Source organism: Longimicrobium sp., from assembly GCF_036280135.1.
Classification (GTDB): domain Bacteria; phylum Gemmatimonadota; class Gemmatimonadetes; order Longimicrobiales; family Longimicrobiaceae; genus Longimicrobium.
Genome location: NZ_DASURI010000517.1, coordinates 1 through 4,475 on the forward strand (window position 1 = coordinate 1; position 4,475 = coordinate 4,475).

Here is a 4,475-nt window from a genome sequence, read left to right on the forward strand (position 1 = left end):
CCCCGAAAGAAGAAGATCCGGGATGACGTACCTCTTCCGCGTCCGGCGACCGGCTCAGAAGTACTCGTTCGCCAGCTTGCGACCGTAGTACAGGCCCACGCCCGTCCCGACGAAGGACAGCACGAACGCCGCGAACAGCCCAAAGTGGTCGCCCAGCGCCCATCCGATCCATCCGCCGACCGTCATCCCGAAAAATCCGAGCAGCTTGTTCATGGCAGTGTGTCCGTGGGGAGGGTGGGTCGTTCGCGGGTGGTCCGGGCGGTCCAGTCCGTGGCGGCCAGGTAGTCGCGGCGGCGGACGTGGTCGTCCGCGCGAGCGTGGATGCGCGCCCGATACTCGCCCGGGCGCAGGCGTACGAAGTCGTCCGGCGGCAGGGTGGCCGTGAGATGGCCGCCGGGCAGGCGCAGCGCCACGTCGACCGTGCGGTCCGCCATGCAGTCCGGCTGCCCCGCGCCGCAGCGCACGCCGACCACGTAGACGGGCGACCGGTCGTCCCAGCGCGTCACCAGGCCCATTCCCACGCCGTCGATCGTCTTCGATGACCAGGGATGCGGCGCGGCGGCGGCCCGGTTGATCCGCCGCTGCGGGATCCAGCCGGCAACCAGCAGCACGAGCGCGGCGCCCGCCATCGCCCGCAGCCACCACGTGCGGGCCCGTCTGCCCACGCTGCTCAGCACGGCGATGATCCCCGCCACGAACACGAACGCGGCGGCGTAGAGCAGCAGGCGGACGGCGCCATTCGCGTCCGGAAACCACGCGCGCACGGCGCCGACGGGGCCGGACGCGAGCGCGGCCAGGACGGCGAACGCCCAGAGCGCCGTCAGCCCGTTGGTCCCCCACACCAGGAGAAACGGGGGCTTTCGCGCCGGGCGGAGGGGCGGCAGCTCCGGGGCGTACTCCTCGTCCGCGTACGCGTAGACGTCGCGACGATCGGTACCATCCCAATCCGGGACCGTTCCGCGGTTCACAGCCGGACGAATCCCAGGGCAAAGATGAGCGCCACGGCGCCGCCCAGCAGCGACGCCCAGAAGGCCCACAGCTTGTAGAACGAAAGCGACGGGTGCAGGCGCTTGTACAGCCACGCCAGCACCCATCCGCCGCCGAACGTGCCCGTCATCCACACGGCGCCGATGATCAGCCACCACATCCACGCGCTGCCCACGCCTCAGCCCTCTCGCACCAGTTCGTAGCGCTCGATCTTCTTGTACAGGTTGGACCGCGGCATGTCCAGGATGCGCGCCGTCTCGCTGACGTTCCAGTCGTTCTCCCGCAGCTTTTGCAGGATGAAGGCGCGCTCGGCCGCCTCCTTGAACTCGGCGAACGTCGTGCAGCCCAGCAGGTCGCCGGACAGGCCGCCGCCCTTCATCTTGCCGCCCACCAGCAGGTCCACGTCGTCCGCCGACACGGCCGATCCGCCGGCCAGGATGAGCAGGCGCTCCACCGTGTTGCGCAGCTCGCGCACGTTGCCGGGCCAGTCCATGCGCTGCATCCGCTCCACGGCCTCGTCGGTGAACTGGCGGGGGCGCAGGTTGGCCTCGCGGGCATTGGACTCCACGAAGTGCCGCACGAGCATGGGGATGTCCTCGCGGCGCTCGCGCAGAGGCGGCACGTGCAGGGGGATCACGTTCAGCCGGTAGTACAGGTCCTCGCGGAACCGGCCGCCCTTGATCTCCTCCTCCAGGTCCTTGTTGGTGGCCGCCAGCACGCGCACGTCCACCGAGATGGGCTTGGCGCCGCCCACCCGCGTGACGATGCCCTCCTGCAGGGCGCGCAGCACCTTGGCCTGCGCCTGCAGCGACATGTCGCCGATCTCGTCCAGGAACAGCGTGCCGCCGTCGGCCAGCTCGAACTTGCCCGCGCGGTCCTCGTGCGCGCCCGTGAACGAGCCCTTCATGTGGCCAAAGAGCTCGCTCTCGATAAGCTCGGACGGAATGGCCGCGCAGTTGAGCTCGATGAACGACTTGTCCGCGCGGGGGCTGAGCCGGTGGATGGCCCGCGCCACCAGCTCCTTGCCCGTACCGTTCTCGCCCGTGACGAGCACGCGCGCGTCGGTGGGCGCCACCTTCTCCACGCGGTCCAGCACCTGCCGGAGCGCGAAGGAGCGGCCCACGATCTGGTGCCGGCTCTCGATCTCGCCCCGCAGCCGCGCGTTCTCCTGCGCCAGCCCCTGCTGCTGCAGCGCGTTGCGCAGGACGAGGAGGAGCCGGTCCGTGTCCAGCGGCTTTTCGAGGAAGTCGTACGCGCCGCGGCGGGTGGCTTCCACGGCCGTGTCGATGGTCCCGTGGCCGCTGATCATGACGACGACGGCACCGGGATCGTGCTCGCGAATCTTCGTCAGCGCCTCCAGGCCGTCCATCCGCGCCATCTTCACGTCCAGGAAGGTGACGTCGGGGTGAAACTCCTGGTAGATGGAGATGGCCTCGGCGCCGCCGCCCGCCGAGCGCACCTCGTGGTCCTCGTATTCAAACAGCTGGTGCAGGACGCGCCGGATGCCTTCTTCGTCGTCGACGACCAGAATGCGTGCCATCGTGGTGTGCCTTGGATGTCGTAGATGGGAACTGCGACTGCGTGGAGGAGAGATCCTGCTGATCGCGAACACCTGTGCGCGGGCGGAGCGCCCCCATCCCCGGACCTTCCCCCACAAAGGGCGTGGGGGAAGGGAGAACTACGTCGCGGAAGTGGATGGATCGCGCCGGCAGCGGCCCGCCCCGCTCGTTTCTCGCGGAGAGGGGAGAACGGCTCATGGGTGCCGGGACTCCCCGGAGACGGCGGAGTGTGTCTCGCCCGCGGAGGGCCCCCACCCCCCGACCCCCGGCCCCCGCTTCGCGGGGGAGGGGGAGAACTTCGCTTCCGGGCGCCGGCATCGTGCCGGGCACGATCCGCGCGGAGTTTGTGCACCCCACGGCACTCGCCCGCCCCCCGACCTGTCGGCGAAGGCCGACATCACGGGTTCCGAGCCGCGAATTCATTCGCCGGGGCTGGGTGCCGGCGTGTCGGCTGGGTACCGTCCCCGGCGTGGATCCACCGTTGTCCGCCCCCTGCCCTATCGCTGAGCCGGTTCCAGCACCAGCTCGCCGTTCTCCACCCGCGCGGCGCCCACGCCCGGGGGCAGCTGGAACGCCACCTCGTCACGCTCCAGGCCTGGCTCGTCCATCCCGCCGATGCGGTCCAGGATGGAAAGAAAGCGGTCACGGGGGATGGGCACGCGCGCGAACGAGGCCGACTGCACCTTGAGCGCCGCGCGCCCGGAGCCGATCATCCGCAGCGAGCCGTCCACCGCCACGTCCGCCGTGTCGGGCACGAACTCCGCGGCGGCGCCCAGCTGGCGCAGCTGCGACGCGGGAATGCGGTCCTTGGGCAGGCGGCCGGCCACCTTGACCTGGTCGCCCGCGAAGTTGACGGTGGGCAGCTCCATGTCCACGGCAAAGCGCGGGGACATGCGGTAGCGCATGTAGCTGCTGAACTCCGCACCGTTCATCCGCACGGTCTCACCGTCGTTGCGCAGGCGCTCCAGCTTGGCCTCCGCCGCCGCGGCGCCCGCCTCCGAGACTTCCGTGATCACGGGATCGCGCTGCCACGGCCCGGGGATGAGGCCGCGGAAGAACCACAGGCCCGCCCCGACCACCACCAGCAGCACCAGAAGCACCACCTTGCCCGCCGCTCCGCGACGCCCCATCGTCGTTCTCCCCTGCTCTGCGTTCCGCTGATTCTTTCGATTTCGAGCCGCGGGCGAGTGCCTGCCGGCCGCATCCTCCGCCGATGTCCGGACGGGTGGACGGTGCGGATCAGGCTACCCGCGCGGGCTGCCTTTTGTTTCCGCGATGCGCGCCACGGCGGCCGCCGCGTGGGCCACGTCCGCCTCCGTCGTCGCCCACCCCGCGCTGAAGCGCACGGCGCCGCCGGCCTCCGTACCCAGCAGGGCGTGCGACTCCGGCGCGCAGTGCAGCCCCGCGCGCACCAGCACGCCGAACTCCGCGTCCAGCCGCCGCGCCACCTCCGCGGAGCCCATCCCGTCCACCGTCACCGTGACAATGCCGACCGTCGGCTGGTCGGAATCGCGCGGAGAGTGCATCCGCACGCCGGGGACCGCGGCCAGCGCATCCCACAGCCGCTCCTTGAGGTGCGACTCGCACGCGTGGATCGCGTCGATGCCGCGCTCCGCCACCCACTCCACCCCCGCGAGCAGGCCGGCGATCCCCGGCCCGTTCTGCGAGCCGGCCTCCAGCCGGTCCGGCAGCAGCGCGGGCATGTCGGGCGAGTCGCTGTCGCCGCCCGTCCCGCCCAGGAACGCGGGCGGCAGCTCGATCCCCTCGCGGATCCACAATCCGCCCGTGCCCTGCGGCCCCAGCAGCCCCTTGTGGCCCGTGAACGCCAGCACGTCGATTCCCATCCGCTGCACGTCGATGGGCAGGTGCCCGGCGGACTGCGCCGCGTCCACGACGACGAGGGCGCCCGCCGCGTGCGCATGCTGCCCG

6 protein-coding genes are annotated in these 4,475 nt (G+C 71.2%); all 6 read right to left on the reverse strand.

From position 1 onward, the window contains the following. Nucleotides 1-54 precede the first annotated feature (54 nt). Nucleotides 55-213 (reverse strand): hypothetical protein, encoded by a 159-nt coding sequence (locus VFZ20_RS16660; RefSeq protein ID WP_329685041.1) that lies wholly within the window; start codon nt 211-213, stop codon nt 55-57. Then, entirely contained in the window at nt 210-968 is a 759-nt protein-coding gene (locus VFZ20_RS16665; protein WP_329685042.1) for a hypothetical protein, read from the reverse strand. Before VFZ20_RS16665 ends, VFZ20_RS16660 begins: the two co-directional genes overlap by 4 nt. Beyond that, entirely contained in the window at nt 965-1,147 is a 183-nt protein-coding gene (locus VFZ20_RS16670) for a hypothetical protein (protein WP_329685043.1), read from the reverse strand. Before VFZ20_RS16670 ends, VFZ20_RS16665 begins: the two co-directional genes overlap by 4 nt. Before the next feature lie 18 nt (nt 1,148-1,165). Then, entirely contained in the window at nt 1,166-2,527 is a 1,362-nt protein-coding gene (locus VFZ20_RS16675) for a sigma-54 dependent transcriptional regulator (RefSeq protein ID WP_329685044.1), read from the reverse strand. Between the two features lie 516 nt (nt 2,528-3,043). Then, on the reverse strand, nt 3,044-3,676 hold the full coding sequence (locus VFZ20_RS16680; RefSeq protein WP_329685045.1) for a hypothetical protein: 633 nt from the start codon (nt 3,674-3,676) through the stop codon (nt 3,044-3,046). A 114-nt stretch (nt 3,677-3,790) separates the two neighbouring features. Then, a partial coding sequence (locus tag VFZ20_RS16685) for an aminotransferase class V-fold PLP-dependent enzyme (protein WP_329685046.1) occupies nt 3,791-4,475 on the reverse strand: 685 nt, incomplete at its 5' end.